Origin of the sequence: Phenylobacterium sp. (assembly GCF_030693805.1) — a bacterium.
Classification (GTDB): domain Bacteria; phylum Pseudomonadota; class Alphaproteobacteria; order Caulobacterales; family Caulobacteraceae; genus Phenylobacterium.
The window spans coordinates 1-1,055 of sequence record NZ_JAUXZW010000126.1 but is presented as its reverse complement, the minus strand read 5'-3'; the positions used below and the strand labels follow the sequence as shown (position 1 = coordinate 1,055).

The 1,055-nt window shown below is 37.4% G+C and carries 1 protein-coding gene; it reads right to left on the bottom strand.

What is annotated here, in order from left to right; genetic code table 11:
* Positions 1-294: 294 nt before the first annotated feature.
* Positions 295-1,055: sigma 54-interacting transcriptional regulator (locus Q8M88_RS05660; RefSeq protein ID WP_305595271.1), on the bottom strand; the 761-nt coding region annotated here is incomplete at its 5' end.

Sequence of the window (1,055 nt, the reverse complement as noted above, 5' to 3'; positions counted from 1 at the left end):
TTGAACCAATGTTAAAGTTGGTTCAAGTGTTGTTTGTCCGTAAGAAACGGTTGAGGCAAAAAAAAGTAAAAACAGCCATAAATTTACTTTTGTGTATAGTTTTTTCATTGGGTACTCTGGATAGTTATAATTAGCAAGTAGTTATGAACAAAAAGAATACCTCTCAACAACTTTGTTTTTTGATTAATAAACCAATATTTACAGTTCCCCTAAGTTCCGTGCGGCTAATAATTATTAGAATGATAAGCAGTGCTTATTATTCTAATAATTTCGACTTGCCAGGGATGTTGAAGTTTACTTCAAGCCCAGTTCTTTACACATTCTGTAATAGTTTGGCGGAGCTAAACCGAGTTTTTTAGCAGCTTCGGAGTCGGACTCCGATCTTTGGCGAACGTAAGAGAAGTACTTCTCGCGGAAGTTTTTTTCCATATGCTTTAGAGAAAGAATCCCTTCCGGTGATTTGAAACTAACTCCCTCTGTTGATATGATTGTTTCTGTTGATTGAATTTTCTTCCCGAGAGCAGTCTCAATTATAAACGAATCAATCAGTTTTTCATCAAAGAAGAGTAAACGTTGAACTAAGTTTTTCAACTCGCGAATGTTGCCCGACCACTCATAATCAACTAAAAATTTCATTGCTTCTTCGTTGATAACCGGCATTTCTTTTCCCATATCGTTGGAAAACTCACTCATGAAGTAATCAATTAGATAATGAATGTCTTCCTTTCTGTTACTTAGCGGCGGCACATGAATTGGAACAACGTTTAATCTGTAGTAAAGATCTTCGCGGAAACGTTTTTCTTTCATCGCTTCTTCCAGGTTTCTGTTTGAAGCGGAAATAATGCGGACGTTTACTTTTACTTTTTCAGTTCTACCAATCTTTTCAACTTCTCCTTCTTGCAACACACGGAGAAGTTTTACCTGAGCGGAAAGAGGCAGCTCAGAAACTTCATCAAGAAAGATTGTTCCGCCATCTGCGGTTTCTAGTCTGCCCGGTTTACTTTTTACAGCGCCGGTAAATGCACCGCTTTCATATCCAAATAATTCAGATTCCA